Here is a 17,703-nt window from a genome sequence, read left to right as displayed (position 1 = left end):
AAGCCGGACGTTTTTGCGCCTTGTAGCGGCTTCGCGTGGTTGGTAAAGTAGGCGGATTTTATTTTCCGCCCCCAGCTTGCAGGATTATCCCTTAGTATGTTTAAAAAATTTCGTGGCATGTTTTCCAATGACTTGTCCATTGACCTGGGTACCGCGAATACCCTGATTTACGTGAAAGGACAAGGCATCGTGTTAAACGAGCCTTCTGTGGTTGCCATTCGTCAGGATCGTGCCGGCTCCCCAAAGAGCGTAGCGGCTGTCGGTCATGACGCTAAGCAGATGCTGGGCCGTACGCCGGGCAACATCGCTGCTATCCGTCCTATGAAAGATGGCGTGATCGCCGACTTCTTCGTTACCGAAAAAATGCTGCAGCACTTCATTAAGCAAGTGCATAGCAATAGCTTTATGCGTCCAAGCCCGCGTGTGCTGGTCTGCGTACCGGTGGGTGCGACCCAGGTTGAGCGTCGCGCCATCCGTGAATCTGCACAGGGTGCAGGCGCACGCGAAGTGTTCCTGATTGAAGAGCCAATGGCGGCGGCGATTGGTGCAGGTCTGCCGGTTTCTGAAGCAACCGGTTCTATGGTGGTGGATATCGGTGGTGGTACCACTGAAGTAGCAGTGATCTCGCTGAACGGCGTGGTTTACTCCTCTTCTGTGCGTATTGGTGGTGACCGCTTCGATGAAGCTATCATTAATTATGTTCGCCGCAACTACGGTTCACTGATTGGTGAAGCGACTGCAGAGCGTATCAAGCATGGTATCGGTTCTGCTTATCCGGGCGATGAAGTACACGAGATTGAAGTTCGCGGCCGTAACCTGGCAGAAGGTGTGCCACGTGGCTTTACCCTGAACTCGAACGAGATTCTTGAAGCGCTGCAGGAACCGCTGACCGGCATCGTGAGCGCGGTGATGGTTGCGCTGGAACAGTGCCCGCCAGAACTGGCCTCTGACATCTCCGAGCGCGGTATGGTGCTGACCGGTGGTGGCGCATTGCTGCGTAACCTCGATCGCCTGCTGATGGAGGAGACCGGTATTCCGGTGGTCGTGGCAGAAGATCCGCTGACCTGCGTAGCACGCGGCGGTGGTAAAGCGTTGGAAATGATCGACATGCATGGCGGCGATTTGTTCAGCGAGGAGTAATTCCTCAACGGCTGAGGCCCTGGTCAAATTGCGCAGGGAATAGCGCCTATGCTGACGCTGCTGCTGCAACGCACGACGGCGAAATGCGTCCAGCCCTGAGGCGTTGGTGATTTAGGCTAACGCTTCTTCCCTGATGTCGAGGAACACGCAGAATTTATGAAGCCGATTTTTAGCAGGGGACCTTCCCTGCAGTTGCGCCTCTTTCTGGCAGTCATTGTGGCTATCGCGATTATTATCGCCGATAGCCGCGTGAGCTCCTTTTCCCAGATCCGCAACTACCTGGACACATCGGTCAGTCCATTTTATTTTTTGGCCAACGGGCCAAGACAACTTCTTGATGGCGTTTCCGAAACCCTGGCGTCACGTCAGCAATTGGAACTGGAAAATAAAGCACTGCGCCGTGAGCTCTTCCTGAAAAACAGTGACTTGCTGATGCTGGGGCAATATAAGCAGGAAAACGCGCGTCTGCGCGAACTGCTTGGCTCGCCGCTGCGCCAGGATGAGCACAAGATGGTGACGCAGGTGATCTCCACCGGCACCGACCCTTATACCGATCAGGTGGTTATCGACAAAGGCAGCGTAAACGGCGTTTACGAAGGCCAGCCGGTGATCAGTGATAAAGGTGTAGTCGGTCAGGTGGTCGCGGTCGGTCAGGTGACCAGTCGCGTACTGCTGATTTGCGACGCGTCGCATGCGTTGCCGATTCAGGTGCTGCGTAATGATATTCGTGTTATAGCCGCCGGTAATGGCTGCAGCGAAGATCTGCAGCTGGAGCATCTACCGGGCAACACCGATATTCGCGTGGGCGATGTGTTAGTCACGTCTGGCCTGGGCGGCCGCTTCCCGGAAGGTTATCCGGTTGGCGTGGTCTCTTCGGTGAAAGTCGATACACAGCGCGCTTACACGGTGATTCAAGCGCGTCCAGCCGCTGGCTTGCAGCGTTTGCGCTATCTGCTGCTGCTGTGGGGCGCGGATCGCAACGGCGTCGCACCGATGGCACCGGACGAAGTGCACCGCGTGGCCAACGAACGTTTAATGCAGATGATGCCGCAGGTGCTGCCGCCAGCAGGCGAAATGGGCCCACCGGCACCGGATACTTTGCAGTCTTCGCAGCAAATGGGGCCACCGCAACCCGCTAACAGCAGTCGTTCGCAAGGGAATTCTGCGAACACACGCGGAGGCCAGCCTTGAGTCGATATCGCAGCCAGGGCCGATGGGTTATCTGGCTGTCCTTTCTGATTGCCCTCATCCTGCAAATCATGCCGTGGCCGGAACAGATCTATATGTTCCGGCCATCATGGCTGTTGCTGATCCTCATTTATTGGGTGCTGGCGCTGCCGCATCGGGTGAATGTTGGTACCGGTTTTTGTCTTGGTGCCATTATGGATCTGGTGGCGGGTTCAACGCTGGGCGTGCGCGCATTAGCCTTTAGCATCATCGCGTATCTGGTGGCCTTTAAATTTCAGTTATTCCGAAACTTAGCGTTGTGGCAGCAGGCATTAATGGTTATGGTGCTGTCCCTTGCGGTGGATGTGATTGTTTTCTGGGCAGAATTCCTGGTGATCAACGTTTCTTTCCGTCCGGAAATCTTCTGGAGTAGCGTGGTCGACGGCGTCCTGTGGCCCTGGCTATTCTTATTGATGAGAAAGATTCGCCGTCAATTCGCTGTTCAGTAAGGAATACTATGATTAGCCTGTACCTCGCATCCGGTTCACCGCGTCGACGTGAGCTGTTAACGCAGCTTGGTCTGCAATTTGAACGCCTGATTACCCACGTAGAAGAGCAGCGTCAGCCTGAAGAAGCGGCTGACGCTTACGTGCGTCGTCTGGCGTCGGATAAGGCGCGCGCGGGCGTCGCGGTGGCACCGCAGGATCTGCCGGTGCTGGGTGCTGATACCATCGTGGTGCTGAACGGTGAAGTACTGGAAAAACCGCAGGATGCCGCGCACGCCGCCGCGATGCTGAGCAAGCTGTCGGGACAAACTCATCAGGTGATGACCGCGGTGGCGCTGGCCGATACGCAGCGTGAGCTGGATTGTCTGGTGACCACGGACGTGACCTTCCGCACGATGACGGCGGAGGAAATTTCGCACTATATTGCCAGTGGCGAGCCGATGGATAAAGCCGGCGCGTACGGAATTCAGGGCCTTGGCGGCAATTTTGTCCGCAAGATTAATGGAAGTTATCACGCCGTGGTGGGATTGCCGCTGGTTGAGACCGGTGAGCTGCTGAGTCATTTTCAGTCACTGCGGGCGTTAAGGGGACAAGATGACGGCTGAACTGCTGGTAAATGTGACACCTTCAGAAACCCGTGTTGCCTACATTGATGGCGGCATTCTGCAGGAAATCCACATTGAGCGTGAAGCACGACGTGGCATCGTGGGCAACATCTATAAAGGACGCGTCAGTCGCGTCTTACCTGGTATGCAGGCGGCCTTTGTCGATATCGGCATGGAAAAAGCCGCCTTTCTGCACGCTTCCGACATCATGCCGCACACCGAATGCGTGGCGGGTGATGAGAAGAAAAATTTTGTGGTGCGCGACATTGGCGAGCTGGTGCGTCCCGGCCAGGATCTGATGGTGCAGGTGGTGAAAGATCCGCTGGGCACCAAAGGTGCGCGCCTCACCACCGACATTACCTTGCCCTCGCGCTATCTGGTTTTTATGCCTGGCGCGTCACACGTCGGCGTCTCGCAGCGTATTGAGAGCGAGGCCGAGCGCGAACGACTGAAAACGGTGGTTGCAGCGCACTGTGACGATCTCGGCGGCTTTATTATTCGTACCGCTGCGGAAGGCATTGGTTCAGAAGAGTTGTCGCAGGATGCCGCTTTCCTGAAACGTTTGTGGACCAAAGTCAGCGAGCGTAAAAAGCGTAATCAGACGCGCTGCCTGCTCTACGGTGAACTGGCATTAGCGCAGCGCGTGCTGCGTGATTTCGCCGGTGCCGCGCTGGATCGCATTCGCGTGGACTCACGTTTGACCTGCGATTTGCTGGTGGAATTTACCAGCGAATATATTCCGGAAATGGCCAGCAAGCTGGAGCTTTACAGCGGCAAACAGCCGATTTTTGATCTGTTTGACGTTGAGAACGAAATCCAGCGTTCGCTGGAGCGTAAGGTCGAGCTAAAATCCGGCGGCTATCTGATTATCGATCAAACCGAAGCCATGACCACGGTGGATATCAACACCGGCGCGTTTGTCGGACACCGCAATCTCGACGAGACCATCTTCAACACCAACATTGAAGCGACGCAAGCGATCGCGCGTCAGCTGCGACTGCGCAACCTCGGCGGCATCATCATTATCGATTTCATCGACATGAGTAACGACGAGCATCGCCGCCGCGTGCTGCATTCGCTGGAGAGCGCGCTGAGCAAAGATCGGGTGAAAACCGGCATCAATGGTTTCTCGGCGCTCGGTTTGGTGGAGATGACGCGTAAACGCACGCGTGAAAGTATTGAACATGTGCTGTGCGCCGATTGCCCGGTGTGTAAAGGGCGCGGCACCTTGAAAACGGTGGAAACCGTCTGCTATGAGATCATGCGTGAAATTGTGCGCGTGCATCACGCCTACGATTCCGACCGTTTCCTGGTGTACGTTTCCCCGGCGGTGGGCGACGCGTTAAAGGGCGAAGAGTCACACGCGCTGGCGGAAGTGGAGATCTTCGTCGGTAAACAGGTCAAAGTTCATGTTGAACCGCTCTATACCCAAGAGCAGTTTGATGTCGTCATGATGTGATTTTGAGGTTGAGTTCCGCAAGCCAACGGACAGCAAGGAGAGGTGTGTGAGGCGGTTGCCGAGGATTTTGTTACTGCTGCTCGCCGCAATCATCGTAATTGTGGCGCTGCTGGTCAGCGGGTTGCGCCTCGTGATGCCGCACCTCAACAGTTATCGCAGTGATATTCTGCAGACGATTTCACGCGTCAGCGGCGTCACGGTGACGGCCAGCGAACTGCAGGGCAAATGGGAGAATTTCGGCCCGACGCTGCAGCTGCGCAATCTCAACGTCGCGATGCAGGAAGATGGGCAACTGACCATCGGCCGCGTCAATCTGGCGCTCAACGTGTGGCAATCGCTGCTGCACTGGCGCTGGCAATTCCGCGATCTCACCTTCTGGCAGCTGCATCTCGAAACCAACCATCCGCTGTTCACCAGCGACGAACAGAAGAACAGCTTCAAACCGGCGCAAATTAACGATCTGTTTTTGCGTCAGTTCGATCACTTCGATCTGCGCGACAGCAGCATCCGTTTTCTGACGCCGTCCGGCCAGCATGCTGAACTGGCGATTCCACGCCTTACCTGGCTGAACGAAAATACCCGTCACCGCGCCGAGGGCGAAGTGAGCCTCTCCAGTTTTACCGGCCAGCATGGCGTGGTGCAGGTGCGACTTGATCTCAACGACAGCAACGGTTTACTCAGCGATGGCCGCATCTGGATGCAGGCCGATGATGTTGATGTGCGACCGTGGATTGGTCCGTGGCTGCGTGATAACACCAGCCTTGAAAGCGCGCGCTTCAGTCTGGCCGCGTGGGCGAATTTGCGCGATGGCGATCTCTACGCCGGTGATTTGCTGTTGAGCAAAGGTGGCGCGCGCTGGCGCGGCGAGCAGGGCGATCATCAATTAGAGGTTGATGGCTTAACCGCGCACTTGTCGCGCTACCAGAATGGCTGGAGCCTTTCGGTACCGCAAACCCGCTTGAGAATGGATGGCATCGCATGGGCGCCAGGACATTTTTCCCTGCTGTGGAAGCCGGAAGATAAGCAGATGCTCGGCGCCAACAGTGCGCCGGAGATGCGCGTGCGTGCCACGCAGCTGGATTTAGAACGTCTGGCGCCCATCGTTCCGCTGTTTGCACCGCTTTCCCCAACCTTGCTGGATAACTGGCGTGCGCTGCAGCCGCGTGGCCACATTGATGCGCTGGCGCTGGATATTCCGCTGCAGCAGCCTGAGCAAACGCGTTTGCAGGTGAAATGGCGCGATCTCGCCTGGCAACAGTGGGAATTACTGCCGGGTATCAGCAATCTCAGCGGGAGCGCCAGCGGCAGCTTAAACAACGGCTTGCTGGATGTGGCGATGGGCCAGGCGGAAGTACCGTACGGCGATATGTTCCAGGCTCCGCTGCAGATTAAACAGATCACTGGCCAGCTCAACTGGCTGCGCGATGCTAACGGCTTAACGCTGGATGGACATCAGCTGGATGTGCAGGCCCGTTCGCTGTGGGCACGCGGCGATTTCCGCTACCAGCAGAATTTGGGTAGCGCGCCGCGCCTCGATATTCTCGCCGGAATTCGCGTTACCGATGCTGGCGATGCGTGGCGTTATTTCCCGCAGCAGCTGATGGGCCACGATCTTACTCACTATCTCAGTGACGCGATTAAAGGCGGGCAGGTGGATAACGCCACGCTGCTGTTTGCTGGCGATCCCTCGCTGTTCCCGTTCAAACACAATGACGGCATGTTTGAAGTTTGGGTTCCGCTGCGCAATGCCACCTTCCAGTTCCAGCCAGGCTGGCCTGCGCTGGAAAACCTCGACATCAATCTCGACTTCCTCAACAACGGTTTGTGGATGAAAGCCGATAAAACCAGGCTCGGCGAGGTTGATGCGCGCAATGTCAGCGCGGTGATTCCGGATTACCTGAAAGAGAAGTTGATCATCGATGGTGACATCAGCGGCGAAGGCAAAAAAATCGCTGACTATTTCGAGCAAACGCCGCTGAAACCGACGCTCGGCGCGGCGCTGCAGGAGCTACAGATTGGCGGCAATGTGCGCGGCACGTTGAATCTTGATATTCCACTGGATGGCGAGCAGGTGCACGCCAGCGGCAATGTGGTGCTGAACAACAACAGCCTGCATATCAAGCCGTTAAATACCACGCTGAACAATCTCACCGGCCGCTTCCGTTACAACAACGGCAATCTGGAGAGTGAAGAGCTGCAGGCCAACTGGTTCGGGCAGCCAACCGGCGTGAGTTTCAGCACGAAAGAGAATCCCAACGATTTTGGCGTGAACGTCAAACTGCTGGGCGATTGGCAGCCAGGTAAACTCAAGGTGCTGCCGGATGCCATCACGCGTCAGTTAGACGGTTCTTTACCGTGGCAGGGCAATGTGGATATCACGCTGCCGCATAAAGGCGGCGCAACCTACAAAGTGGCACTGCAAGGCGAGGGCAAAGCAGTAAGCAGTCACTTACCAGCACCGCTGGATAAAGCGGCTGGTGAAGCGATGCCGATTACCATCAACGCGGATGGCGATCTGAAAGGCTTTACCTTGAGCGGCAGCGTGCGCGAGCGCCATCGTTTCAATAGCCGCTGGATTCTGGAGCCGCAGCTGCGCGTTGATCGCGGGATCTGGCTGAATGATGCGAAAAGCACACCGAAGCTGCCCGAGAAGCGCGGCATGGAGCTCAATCTCCCGCCGCTGGATGGCGAAGCCTGGATGGGAATGATGGCTGGCGCGGGGAGTTCGCGTAACGCTCAGGGCGAGCCGGAAGTGGGCGGCGCGGCGCTGCCGGGCGACTTTATTCTGCGCACACCGGCGCTGACGCTTGGTGGTCAGCAATGGCACGACGTTAACGCTACCGTTACGCAGGGGCCAGCCGGCAATACCCACTTGCAGCTGGAGAGCCGTGAAGCACGTGGCAGTTTGCAGACGGCGCAGCGCTCTCCGTGGCAGATCAACCTGAGCTATCTTTACTACAATCCTGAATGGGCTGAGAAAAGCGATGGAAAATCATCGCCGTTTGGCGGCAACAGCAGCAACATCAACTTCAGCAGCTGGCCAGCGTTGCAGCTCAACTGTGATGAGTGCTGGATTCGCGGGCAGAAGTTTGGCCACATGCAGGCGAAGCTACAGCCGCAAGGCGATACGTTAGCACTTACTAACGCTTCGATTGATTCTGGCAGTTCAAAATTGAATGTGGCGGGTGAATGGGTAAATAAACCCGGCGATCAGCGCACTTCGCTGAAGGGCAGCCTGAGCGGCGACAATATCAATGACGCGGCTAACTGGTTTGGCATGAGCACGCCGCTGCGCGATGCACCCTTTAAACTCGATTACGATCTGCACTGGCGTTCTGCGCCGTGGCAGCCGTCGGAAGAGACGCTGAGCGGCACGCTGAAAACCCACTTTGGCAAAGGCCAGATCGCCGATGTGAATACCGGTCGCGCGGGGCAGTTGTTGCGCCTGTTTAGCTTTGATGCCTTGCTACGCAAGATGCGCTTCGATTTCAGCGACACCTTTAGTGATGGTTTCTATTTTGATTCGATCAACGGCACCGCGTGGATTGAAAACGGCGTGATGCGGACCGATAACCTGCTGGTGGATGGCCTGGAAGCGGATATCGCCATGAAGGGCAACATCGATTTGGTGAAGCGTCAGATCGACATGGAGGCGGTGGTCGCCCCGGAAATCTCCGCGTCGGTCGGCGTTGCCACGGCATTCGTCATCAATCCGGTGGTCGGCGCAGCGGTCTTCGCCGCCAGTAAAGTGCTGGGGCCGCTGTGGAATAAGATTTCACTGTTGCGTTACCACATCAGCGGACCGCTGGATAAGCCGGAAATCAATGAAGTACTGCGCAAACCGCGCGAAGACGAGAAGAAGTGAATTTGACGCCGTCGGGTAATTGCCGCAGGCTATGACTATCCGAGCACATAATGAGTGAGAAACGATGACTCTGAATCTGGTAAGTGAGCAGTTGCTAACTGCGAACAGCATTAATCAGCAGGACCTTTATTCCCTGTTAGGGCAGCTTTCAGAACGTCGTCTGGATTATGCCGATCTCTATTTCCAGTCCAGTTTCCACGAATCCTGGGTGCTGGAAGACAAAATTATCAAAGATGGTTCTTACCATATCGATCAGGGCGTGGGCGTTCGCGCCGTCAGCGGCGAGAAAACCGGTTTCGCCTACGCTGACCAGATTTCCCTGAATGCACTGCGTCAGTCGTCTGAAGCGGCGCGCAGCATCGTGCGTGAACAAGGCAACGGCAAAGCGCATACCTTATCGGCGGTGCTGAACCGTTCGCTGTATGCGCCCGTCAATCCGCTGGATAGCCTGACGCGCGAAGACAAAATTGCCTTGCTGCATCGCGTTGATAAAGTGGCGCGTGCTGCCGATCCGCGTGTGCAGGAAGTGAATGCCAGCCTGAGCGGCGTCTACGAACAGGTGCTGGTAGCCGCAACTGACGGCACGCTGGCTGCAGATATTCGTCCGCTGGTGCGTCTTTCCATCAGCGTGCAGGTGGAAGATCAGGGTAAACGCGAACGTGGCTCAAGCGGCGGCGGCGCGCGTACCGGTTATGAATTCTTCCTCGCCGATGAGAGCGGTGATGTGCGTGCCGATGCCTGGGCGCGCGAAGCGGTGCGCATGGCGCTGGTCAATCTCTCCGCCGTGGCGGCACCCGCTGGTATGTTGCCGGTGGTGCTGGGAGCAGGCTGGCCGGGTGTGCTGCTGCACGAAGCAGTTGGACATGGTCTGGAAGGTGACTTCAACCGTCGTGCGACATCGGTATTCAGCGGCAAAATGGGCCAGCTGGTGGCTTCAGAGCTGTGTACCGTGGTTGACGATGGCACCATTGAAGGTCTGCGCGGTTCGCTGGCGGTCGATGATGAAGGCGTGCCGGGCCAGTACAACATGCTGATCGAAAATGGCGTGCTGAAAGGCTACATGCAGGACAAGCTGAATGCGCGCCTGATGGGCGTCAACCCAACTGGCAATGGTCGCCGTGAATCTTACGCGCACCTGCCAATGCCGCGCATGACCAACACTTACATGCTGGCAGGCAAATCGACGCCGCAAGATATCATTGAAAGCGTGGAGTACGGCATTTACGCGCCAAACTTCGGCGGCGGCCAGGTTGATATCACGTCCGGCAAGTTCGTGTTCTCCACCTCAGAAGCTTATCTGATTGAGAACGGCAAAGTGACGACGCCCGTGAAAGGCGCCACGCTGATTGGCTCCGGCATCGAAGCGATGCAGCAGATCTCGATGGTCGGCAACGATCTGGCGCTGGATAAAGGCGTCGGCGTATGCGGTAAAGAGGGACAAAGCGTACCGGTTGGCGTGGGTCAGCCAACGCTGAAGCTGGATAAAATCACCGTAGGTGGTACCGCCTAACGTTGTCAGGTCGCCATGTATGGCGACCTGAACATCTGCCCTCAACCTTTCCGATGCTGCTGATACTGCTGCGCTACCTGCCTGAAATACTCGGTCAGATAATCGATGCACACCTGCACTTTCAGCGGCAGCTTGTCTTTCTCGGTATAGAGCGCATAGACCGGACGCGGCTCCGAGTGATATTGCGGGAACAGAATATCGATCTCCCCCGCATTGATCTCATCAATCACCCACATCAACGGCACATAGGCGATACCGCAACCTGCTTTCAGCCAGCGAATCAGCGTCTGCGAATCGTTGGTGACGAAACGGCCCTGCGGCGTAAGGCGGGTAACCAATCCTTCCGGCGCAACCAGTTCAAAAGTGTTATCCGGCCGCACGCTATATTCCAGCCACGAAAAATTATCGATCTCGCTGGGTTTTTCCGGCGTGCCATGCTGTGCCAGATAGCTCTTCGCCGCGCACACCACCATCGGCATTGCACCCAGCCGACGCGAGAACAAGTTCGAATCCTGCAGCGCGCCCACGCGCACCACCAAATCCAACCCGTTGGCGATCAAATCGGGAGCAGGAATACCCGTCACCAGATTGACCCCCAAACCCGGATATTCGCGTAACATTTCGCTGGTCATCGCCGATAACACATTCTGCGCCATCGTCGATGAGCAGCCGATCCGTAGAATACCGATCGGCGTGTTGTTAAAGGCGTACAGCTGCTCGTGTACCTGCGACGCCTCCGCCAGCATGCGGCGACAGCCCTGAAAATAGATCTTTCCGGCCTCAGTCAAGCCAATGCTGCGCGTGCTGCGATTAAGCAATTTAACCTGTAACTCATCTTCCAGTTTGGCGACAATCTGGCTGATAGACGAAACGCTAAGCTGTAGCTGGCGCGCCGCGGCGGTAAATGAACCCAATTCAACCACTTTGGCGAAAATGGACATGCTTTTAAGTCGATCCATTGTTTACTCTGGCTAAAAAGTGATTTAGCTCACAATATGTAGAAAACGTATAGTCAAGCGCGTTACTATACGCGCGCTGGGTCTCTTCACTGCACCTGAACACGGCTGTGTTAGCCCGATGATACGCTATGATTAGCTCAACGCGGCCTGAATGTTGCCATCAGTTTATCCGTCATCCCCTGATCGTAAACCCAACGTGCTATACGGCACGTGGGCAGGTATCGGTGCAATCCGGCAAGGTCGAACTAAGGATCCGAAATGAGTGTGCTTCCGGTATTTGTCGTATTCGGGCTGAGTTTTCCGCCCATCTTCATTGAACTACTGGTTTCACTGGCGCTGTTCTGGCTGGTGAAACGCGTGCTAACGCCTAGCGGGATCTACGATCTGGTTTGGCATCCGGCACTGTTTAACACTGCGCTGTATTGCTGCGTGTTTTACCTTGTATCCCGTTTATTCGTCTGAGGTTTTCTAAGTGAAAGCGCTAATAAGAAAAATCGCGCGATACGCGATTACACTCCTGCTGGTTGTCATCGCCATCGTGATCATCTTCCGCGCCTGGGTGTTCTACACCGAATCACCGTGGACGCGTGATGCCAAATTCTCTGCCGATGTGGTGGCGATCTCGCCTGACGTCACCGGCATCATCACTGACGTGCCGGTGCACGACAACCAGCTGGTTAAAAAAGGCGACACGCTGTTTGTGGTTGACCGTCCGCGCTACCAAAAAGCGCTGGACGAAGCCCAGGCGGATGTCGAGTATTACCAGGCGTTAGTGAGTGAAAAACGCCGTGAAGCCAGTCGCCGCAATCAGTTGGGGACCAGCGCGATGTCGCGTGAAGCGATTGAGCAATCCAACAACGATCTGCAAACCAGCGAGCATCAGCTGGCGAAGTCTGTGGCCACGCGCGACCTGGCGGTGATCGACCTCGATCGCACCACTATCAAAGCGCCATCTGACGGCTGGGTCACCAACCTCAATGTCTATCAGGGCGAATTCATCACGCGCGGCTCGGTAGCCGTGGCGCTGGTGCAACAGCACTCCTTCTATGTGCTGGCCTATATGGAAGAGACCAAGCTGGATGGCGTGCGTCCGGGCTTCCGCGCGCAAATCACGCCGTTGGGGAGCAACGCGGTACTACGCGGCACCGTTGACAGCATCGCGGCGGGCGTAACCAACAGCAGCAGCACCAGCGACAGCAAAGGCATGGCGACCATCGACTCGAATCTGGAGTGGGTGCGTCTGGCGCAGCGTGTGCCGGTGCGTATTCGTCTCGACGAGCAACCGGGCAACCGCTTCCCGGCAGGGACCACGGCGACGGTGGTGATTACCGGTGCGCAGGATCGCGAAACCAAAGTCTCGCCGCTGGCACAGTTGTTCAATCGCCTGCGTGAGTTTGGTTAAGCGAGGGCGATATGATTGAGTTTTTGCGTTTCCCGGTGAAGCTCACCTTCGCGCTGGTTGCGGCGTTGATGATTGGCTTTCACTTCAATCTGGAAACGCCGCGTTGGGCGGTGATGACCGCCGGCATCGTGGCCGGTGGTACCGCCTTTGCTGCGGGGGGCGATCCCTATTCTGGCGCGCTGCGCTATCGCGGCATTCTGCGCATCATCGGTACTTTTATTGGCTGTATCGCCGCGCTCACCATCATGATTGCCACGGTGCGCGCGCCGGTGGTGATGCTGCTGCTGTGCTGTATGTGGGCCGGCATGTGCGTGTGGCTCTCTTCGCTGATCAAAGTCGAAAACTCCTATGCGTTGGGCCTTGCCGGTTACACCGCGCTGATCATCGTGGTGACGGCGGATGCCAGCGGCGGCTTAACGCTGGCTCCGCAGTACGCGGTTGAGCGCTGCAGTGAAATCGTCATCGGTATTCTGTGTGCCATCCTCGCCGACATGTTGTTCTCGCCGCGTTCGATCAAAAAAGTGATTGAGCAGGAAGTGGATGCGCTGCTGGTGGCGCACTACAAATTGCTGCAGCTGTGCGTCGCGCATGAAGACAAAGAGGAAGTGGACAAAGCCTGGAGCGCGTTAGTGCGTCGCACCACGGCACTCAACGGCATGCGCGGCCAGCTGATGATGGAATCCTCACGCTGGAAAAACTCCAGCCGCCGCCTGCAAATGCTCAACACCTTATCGCTGACGCTGATCACGCAGGCCGCCGAAACTTTCCTGATTCAAAACTCGCGTCCGGAATACATTCCACCGCACTATCGTTTGCTGATCGAAAAAGAGGTCAACAGCGTCAACGATGTGCATAAGCGCATGAAGGTGATGCGTCGCCTGATTGGCGTGAGCAGCAAAACCGTGCCGGTGACGCTGGCGAGTTGGGTCGGCGCGGCCACTGAATATCTGCTGCTGATTAACGGCATTAAAAGTAATAGCCGCATCACCACGCTGGAAGAGAGCATTCTGCAGCGTGAGGTAGTGATTCAGGCGCGTTCTGCGGAAACCCATCACGCGATGATCAACGGTATACGTACCTTTGTCGCCACCGCGCTGGGATCGCTGTTCTGGCTGTATACCGGCTGGACATCAGGCAGCGGCTGCATGGTGATGCTGGCGGTGATCACCGCGCTGGCGATGCGTATGCCAAATCCGCTGATGATGGCGAAAGACTTCCTTTACGGCATGACGGTTGCGGTGCCGCTCGGCGCGCTCTACTTCATCTTTATTCTGCCCGCGACCCAGCAAAGTGCGCTGCTGTTGTGTATCGCCATCGGCGCGCTGGGTTTTATCGGCGGCATCTTCGTGCAGCGTCGTCAGTTGGGTACGCTGGGTGCGTTGATTGGTACCATCAACGTGCTGGTGCTGGATAACCCGATGAAGTTCGAGTTCAACGTATTCCTCGATAACGTGCTGGGCCAGGTGATTGGCTGCTTTGTAGCGATGATGGTGATTCTGCTGATTCGCGATAAATCCAAAGAGCGTACCGGACGTAAACTGCTGAATCGCTTTATGTATGCGGCAGTTGCTGCCCTGACCACTAATCAGGCGCGTCGTCGTGAAAACCACTTGCCGGCGCTGTATCAGCAATTGTTTTTGCTGCTCAACCTGTTCCCCGGCGATATCGATAAATACCGGATCGCGCTGACCCTGATTATCGGCCATCAACGCCTGCGCAATGCTGAAGTACCGGTGAATGCAGATCTCTCGGCCTATCACCGCCAGCTGCGCTACACCGCCGACCGCATTATCTCCGCGACCAGCGATGATAAGCGGCGCTATTACTTCGAGCGGCTGCTCAAGGAGCTGGATGTGTATCAGGAAAAGCTGCAGCACTATGCTGCGCCTGATAACGTCACCGAGCCGGTGAAACGGCTGGCGCTGATGCTGGATAAGTATCAGAACACCTTAATACAAATCTGAAACTGGCCGCTGCAACCTGCAGCGGCCTTTTAGATCCCACGCTGACACAAAAACCTCTGATATTGGCATCTATACTTTCCTGACAGGACGCAAACTGACAGGAGAAAACCGATGTCCACTTCCCTGCAACAACACGAATTTTTCAAGACCGGCTATTTCGCTGATGGTCAGTGGCATAACGCCAGCGCCACCTTTGAGGTGACCAATCCTGCCACCGGCGAAGTTATCGCTAACGTGGCGAAAGCCGGCCAGCAAGAAACCGAACAGGCGATTGCCGCCGCTCAGCGTGCGTTTCCCGCCTGGCGCGATAAAACCGCCAAGGCGCGTGCCGAAATCCTCTATCGCTGGTATCAGCTGATCATCGAGAATAAAAGCTGGCTCGGCCAGTTGATGACGGCCGAGCAGGGTAAACCGCTTAAAGAAGCCGAAGGTGAAGTGGAATACGCCGCCAGCTTTATTCAGTGGTTTGCCGAGCAGGCGAAACGCGCCAACGGTGAAATCATCCCGCCGGCTAAACCAGGCTCGCGCATTCTGGCGACGCGGGAACCAATTGGTGTGGTCGCGGCGATCACGCCGTGGAATTTCCCAATGGCGATGCTGACGCGCAAACTTGGCCCCGCATTGGCCGCGGGCTGTACCGGCATCATCAAACCCGCTAACAACACACCGCTGAGCGCCTTCGCGTTGCTGGCGCTGGCGCAGAAAGCCGGTGTGCCTGATGGCGTACTCAATGCGGTGGCGGGCGATACGCATGCCATCAGCGACGCGATCATGGCCAGCAAGGCGGTGCGCAAAATCTCCTTTACCGGTTCCACCGCGGTGGGCAAAACGCTGATGCGTAATGCGGCTGAAACCATGAAAAAGGTCTCGATGGAGTTAGGCGGCAACGCGCCTTACATCGTGTTTGATGATGCCGATATTGATGCGGCGGTGCAGGGCGCGATTGCCAACAAATTCCGCAACGCCGGACAGGTGTGCGTCAGCGTCAACCGCTTCTATGTGCATAACGCGGTCTACGATCGCTTCGTTAATCAACTGGCCGATGCGGTGGGCAAACTAAAAGTCGGAAATGGCGTGGAAGAAGGGGTGATCGTTGGCCCGCTGATTGAGCCGTCCGCGCTGGAGAAAGTGGAAGAGCACGTCAAAGATGCATTGAGTAAAGGCGGCAAATTGCTGGTCGGCGGCGAACGTCATCCTCTTGGCGGCAACTTCTGGCAACCAACGGTGATTGGCGAAGCGCATGAAGAGATGAAGCTGGCGCAGGAAGAGACGTTTGGTCCGGTTGCGGCTTGCTTCCGCTTTGACGATGAAGCCGAGGTGATTGCGCGTGCCAACAATACCGAATTTGGCCTGGCAGCTTACTTCTACACGCAGAATCTGCAGCGGGTATTCCGCGTCTCAGCGGCGCTGGAAGCGGGCATGATCGGCATTAACGAATGCGCGGTATCCACTGAGCTGGCACCGTTTGGCGGCGTGAAAGAGTCTGGACTGGGACGCGAAGGATCGGTGTTGGGGATGGAAGAGTATCTGGAAGTTAAAGCGTTGCACCTCGGCGGACTCAGCTAGCCGCAACAACCAAGAGGGCGTCATGATGAGAACCGAGCGTTTCGATTTCGACGAGATTGTCGATCAAGCCCATTTTTATCGACAGTTTAGCGATCGTTTTGCGTTAGCCGATCTCGCCATCAACGATCTTGACGATCTTTGGGATGCGATTGTCGGTGAGCAACTGCCGTTGCCGCTGGAGATTGAATTTGTAAATCTGGGGAAAGGGCAGAAACGCCGGTATGGCGCATTGATCCTGCTATTTGATGAAGCAGAAGAGGAGCTGGAAGGCCAGCTCCGCTTCAATATAAAGTAAAAAGGGCCCCGGCGAGCGGGGCCAAAGGGTTCGTCTTAATTGACGAGGAATTACTTATACAGCTCAGCTGTCACGTGGTAGCTGTCGCCGGTTTTCGCTTCAATCACTTTGTAAGCGCTGGCACCTTGCTCATCCGCTTTCTGAGAAAGCTCGGCACGATAGTCCATTGGCGAACCGCCGGTTCCGCTGATTGAAATGGTGCTGCCGGTAGGTTGCAGATTCTGCGCCTGTTGTTCGGTGACCAGTTGTGCTGCAGAAGCACCAAAGGCGAACAGGGAAAGCAGGGTAGCAGTTGCGATGGTTGTTTTGATTTTCATAATTTTCTCCTCGTTTAATCAACAACCTGCGGCAGAAAAGGGGTGGCGGGTCGTCGATCTATTGCCTGGCGCCATCAAGGCACCGGACGTTCAATTAGTGATTATTTGTACAGTTCAGCAGTTACGTGGAAAGTATCGCCACGGTTGCTTTCGATGATGCGGTAATGGCTGGCACCCTGCGCATCGGCTTTCTGTGACAGTTCCTGACGCACGTTGGTCTGGTCGCCGTCAACACCGCTCACGCTGATGGTTTGGTTCAGAGATTGCAGCTGTTCAGCTTGTTGGTTTGAAACCAGGCTGGCGGCACTCGCGCCAAAAGAAAGAACAGAAGCCAGGCCCAGTACTGCGATAGCTAATTTGCTTTTCATGATTCACTCTCCTGAAATGGGGGCCGGCAACCTGAGAGGCAAGAGCGTCTCAAACGGGTTGCCGTTCACATTGCTTTTTAAGTCAATAACTTATTTGTACAGCTCAGCGGTTGCGTGGTAGCTGTCACCGGTATTCGCCTCAACCACGCGATAGGCTTTAGCACCTTGCTGGTCGGCTTTATCGTTTAACTGCTGACGGATATCCATTGGAGAACCGCCCACGCCGCTGACGCTGATGGTGCCCGCAGGTTGCAGATTCGCTGCCTGTTCGGCATTAATAGAATCTGCTGCAAAAGCACCAAATGACAGGGCAGAGAGAACACTTAAAGTCGCGATAGTAGTTTTAACGTTCATGATAATTTTCCTCGTCGTCTATTTTTATCTTTTTCTTTCGTGTGATTTGCATCACGAAAACAAGTATAGATCTAATCACCCATGAAATTAATACCGAGCTAATAATGTTTGGTTGTAATTCTTTATCCTTATGGCACTTTTTTAGAACCTGAAGTTATAAAAAACGCCTGGATCTTAACCATAGGTGGTTATTTCACCGTAAAAACAATGATCTACATCAAATTAT

General features: G+C 55.8%; 16 protein-coding genes. 12 read left to right on the top strand and 4 right to left on the bottom strand.

Annotated features, from left to right (window positions below; translation table 11 throughout):
* The first annotated feature begins 96 nt into the window (after nt 1–96).
* The 7 genes from mreB to tldD all read left to right on the top strand — a co-directional run bounded on the left by mreB (nt 97) and on the right by tldD (nt 10,252).
* Nucleotides 97–1,140 (top strand): rod shape-determining protein MreB, encoded by a 1,044-nt coding sequence (gene mreB / locus K5Y33_RS19535; protein WP_007891976.1) that lies wholly within the window; start codon nt 97–99, stop codon nt 1,138–1,140.
* A gap of 156 nt (nt 1,141–1,296) precedes the next feature.
* The gene (gene mreC / locus K5Y33_RS19530) at nt 1,297–2,331 is read left to right on the top strand and encodes a rod shape-determining protein MreC (RefSeq protein ID WP_008101989.1); all 1,035 of its coding nucleotides are present in this window, start codon (nt 1,297–1,299) and stop codon (nt 2,329–2,331) included.
* Complete coding sequence (gene mreD, locus K5Y33_RS19525; RefSeq protein WP_101762839.1) at nt 2,328–2,816, top strand: rod shape-determining protein MreD; 489 nt, start codon at nt 2,328–2,330, stop codon at nt 2,814–2,816. Before mreC ends, mreD begins: the two co-directional genes overlap by 4 nt.
* A gap of 8 nt (nt 2,817–2,824) precedes the next feature.
* A complete protein-coding gene (locus tag K5Y33_RS19520) occupies nt 2,825–3,418 on the top strand; it encodes a nucleoside triphosphate pyrophosphatase (protein WP_101762840.1) in 594 nt (197 codons plus the stop codon).
* Nucleotides 3,408–4,877, top strand: coding sequence for a ribonuclease G (rng, locus tag K5Y33_RS19515; RefSeq protein WP_101762841.1), 1,470 nt, complete (start codon nt 3,408–3,410; stop codon nt 4,875–4,877). Before K5Y33_RS19520 ends, rng begins: the two co-directional genes overlap by 11 nt.
* 46 nt (nt 4,878–4,923) lie before the next feature.
* Nucleotides 4,924–8,742 carry an AsmA2 domain-containing protein YhdP gene (gene yhdP, locus K5Y33_RS19510; RefSeq protein ID WP_222234932.1) on the top strand — a complete coding sequence of 1,273 codons (3,819 nt, stop codon included), beginning with the start codon at nt 4,924–4,926 and terminating at the stop codon, nt 8,740–8,742.
* A gap of 64 nt (nt 8,743–8,806) precedes the next feature.
* Nucleotides 8,807–10,252, top strand: coding sequence for a metalloprotease TldD (gene tldD / locus K5Y33_RS19505; RefSeq protein ID WP_110867445.1), 1,446 nt, complete (start codon nt 8,807–8,809; stop codon nt 10,250–10,252).
* A gap of 41 nt (nt 10,253–10,293) precedes the next feature.
* On the opposite strand, the gene aaeR is transcribed toward tldD, so the two are convergent.
* Nucleotides 10,294–11,211, bottom strand: coding sequence for an HTH-type transcriptional activator AaeR (gene aaeR, locus K5Y33_RS19500; protein WP_101762846.1), 918 nt, complete (start codon nt 11,209–11,211; stop codon nt 10,294–10,296).
* A 258-nt stretch (nt 11,212–11,469) separates the two neighbouring features.
* On the opposite strand from aaeR, the gene aaeX reads away from it, so the two are divergent.
* The 5 genes from aaeX to K5Y33_RS19475 all read left to right on the top strand — a co-directional run bounded on the left by aaeX (nt 11,470) and on the right by K5Y33_RS19475 (nt 16,438).
* Nucleotides 11,470–11,673: a p-hydroxybenzoic acid efflux pump operon protein AaeX gene (gene aaeX, locus K5Y33_RS19495; RefSeq protein WP_021508145.1), complete on the top strand. Its 204-nt coding sequence runs from the start codon at nt 11,470–11,472 to the stop codon at nt 11,671–11,673.
* A 10-nt stretch (nt 11,674–11,683) separates the two neighbouring features.
* On the top strand, nt 11,684–12,613 hold the full coding sequence (gene aaeA / locus K5Y33_RS19490; RefSeq protein ID WP_101762847.1) for a p-hydroxybenzoic acid efflux pump subunit AaeA: 930 nt from the start codon (nt 11,684–11,686) through the stop codon (nt 12,611–12,613).
* An 11-nt stretch (nt 12,614–12,624) separates the two neighbouring features.
* A complete protein-coding gene (gene aaeB, locus K5Y33_RS19485; protein WP_222234931.1) occupies nt 12,625–14,577 on the top strand; it encodes a p-hydroxybenzoic acid efflux pump subunit AaeB in 1,953 nt (650 codons plus the stop codon).
* Between the two features lie 111 nt (nt 14,578–14,688).
* On the top strand, nt 14,689–16,143 hold the full coding sequence (locus K5Y33_RS19480; RefSeq protein WP_217549777.1) for an NAD-dependent succinate-semialdehyde dehydrogenase: 1,455 nt from the start codon (nt 14,689–14,691) through the stop codon (nt 16,141–16,143).
* Between the two features lie 25 nt (nt 16,144–16,168).
* Nucleotides 16,169–16,438, top strand: coding sequence for a hypothetical protein (locus K5Y33_RS19475; protein ID WP_036647722.1), 270 nt, complete (start codon nt 16,169–16,171; stop codon nt 16,436–16,438).
* A gap of 50 nt (nt 16,439–16,488) precedes the next feature.
* Here K5Y33_RS19475 and yhcN (K5Y33_RS19470) read toward each other — a convergent pair whose 3' ends face one another.
* The 3 genes from yhcN (K5Y33_RS19470) to yhcN (K5Y33_RS19460) form a co-directional block, all read right to left on the bottom strand.
* Complete coding sequence (yhcN, locus tag K5Y33_RS19470) at nt 16,489–16,755, bottom strand: peroxide/acid stress response protein YhcN (protein ID WP_008101968.1); 267 nt, start codon at nt 16,753–16,755, stop codon at nt 16,489–16,491.
* 101 nt (nt 16,756–16,856) lie between these two features.
* Nucleotides 16,857–17,123 carry a YdgH/BhsA/McbA-like domain containing protein gene (locus tag K5Y33_RS19465; RefSeq protein ID WP_210081717.1) on the bottom strand — a complete coding sequence of 89 codons (267 nt, stop codon included), beginning with the start codon at nt 17,121–17,123 and terminating at the stop codon, nt 16,857–16,859.
* 90 nt (nt 17,124–17,213) lie between these two features.
* Complete coding sequence (yhcN, locus tag K5Y33_RS19460; RefSeq protein WP_101762851.1) at nt 17,214–17,477, bottom strand: peroxide/acid stress response protein YhcN; 264 nt, start codon at nt 17,475–17,477, stop codon at nt 17,214–17,216.
* Between the last annotated feature and the right edge of the window lie 226 nt (nt 17,478–17,703).

The organism is Pantoea sp. DY-17 (assembly GCF_019795975.1).
Lineage (GTDB): Bacteria > Pseudomonadota > Gammaproteobacteria > Enterobacterales > Enterobacteriaceae > Pantoea > Pantoea leporis.
Note: the sequence above shows the minus strand (reverse complement) of the source record. Positions and strands in the feature narration are given on the sequence as shown.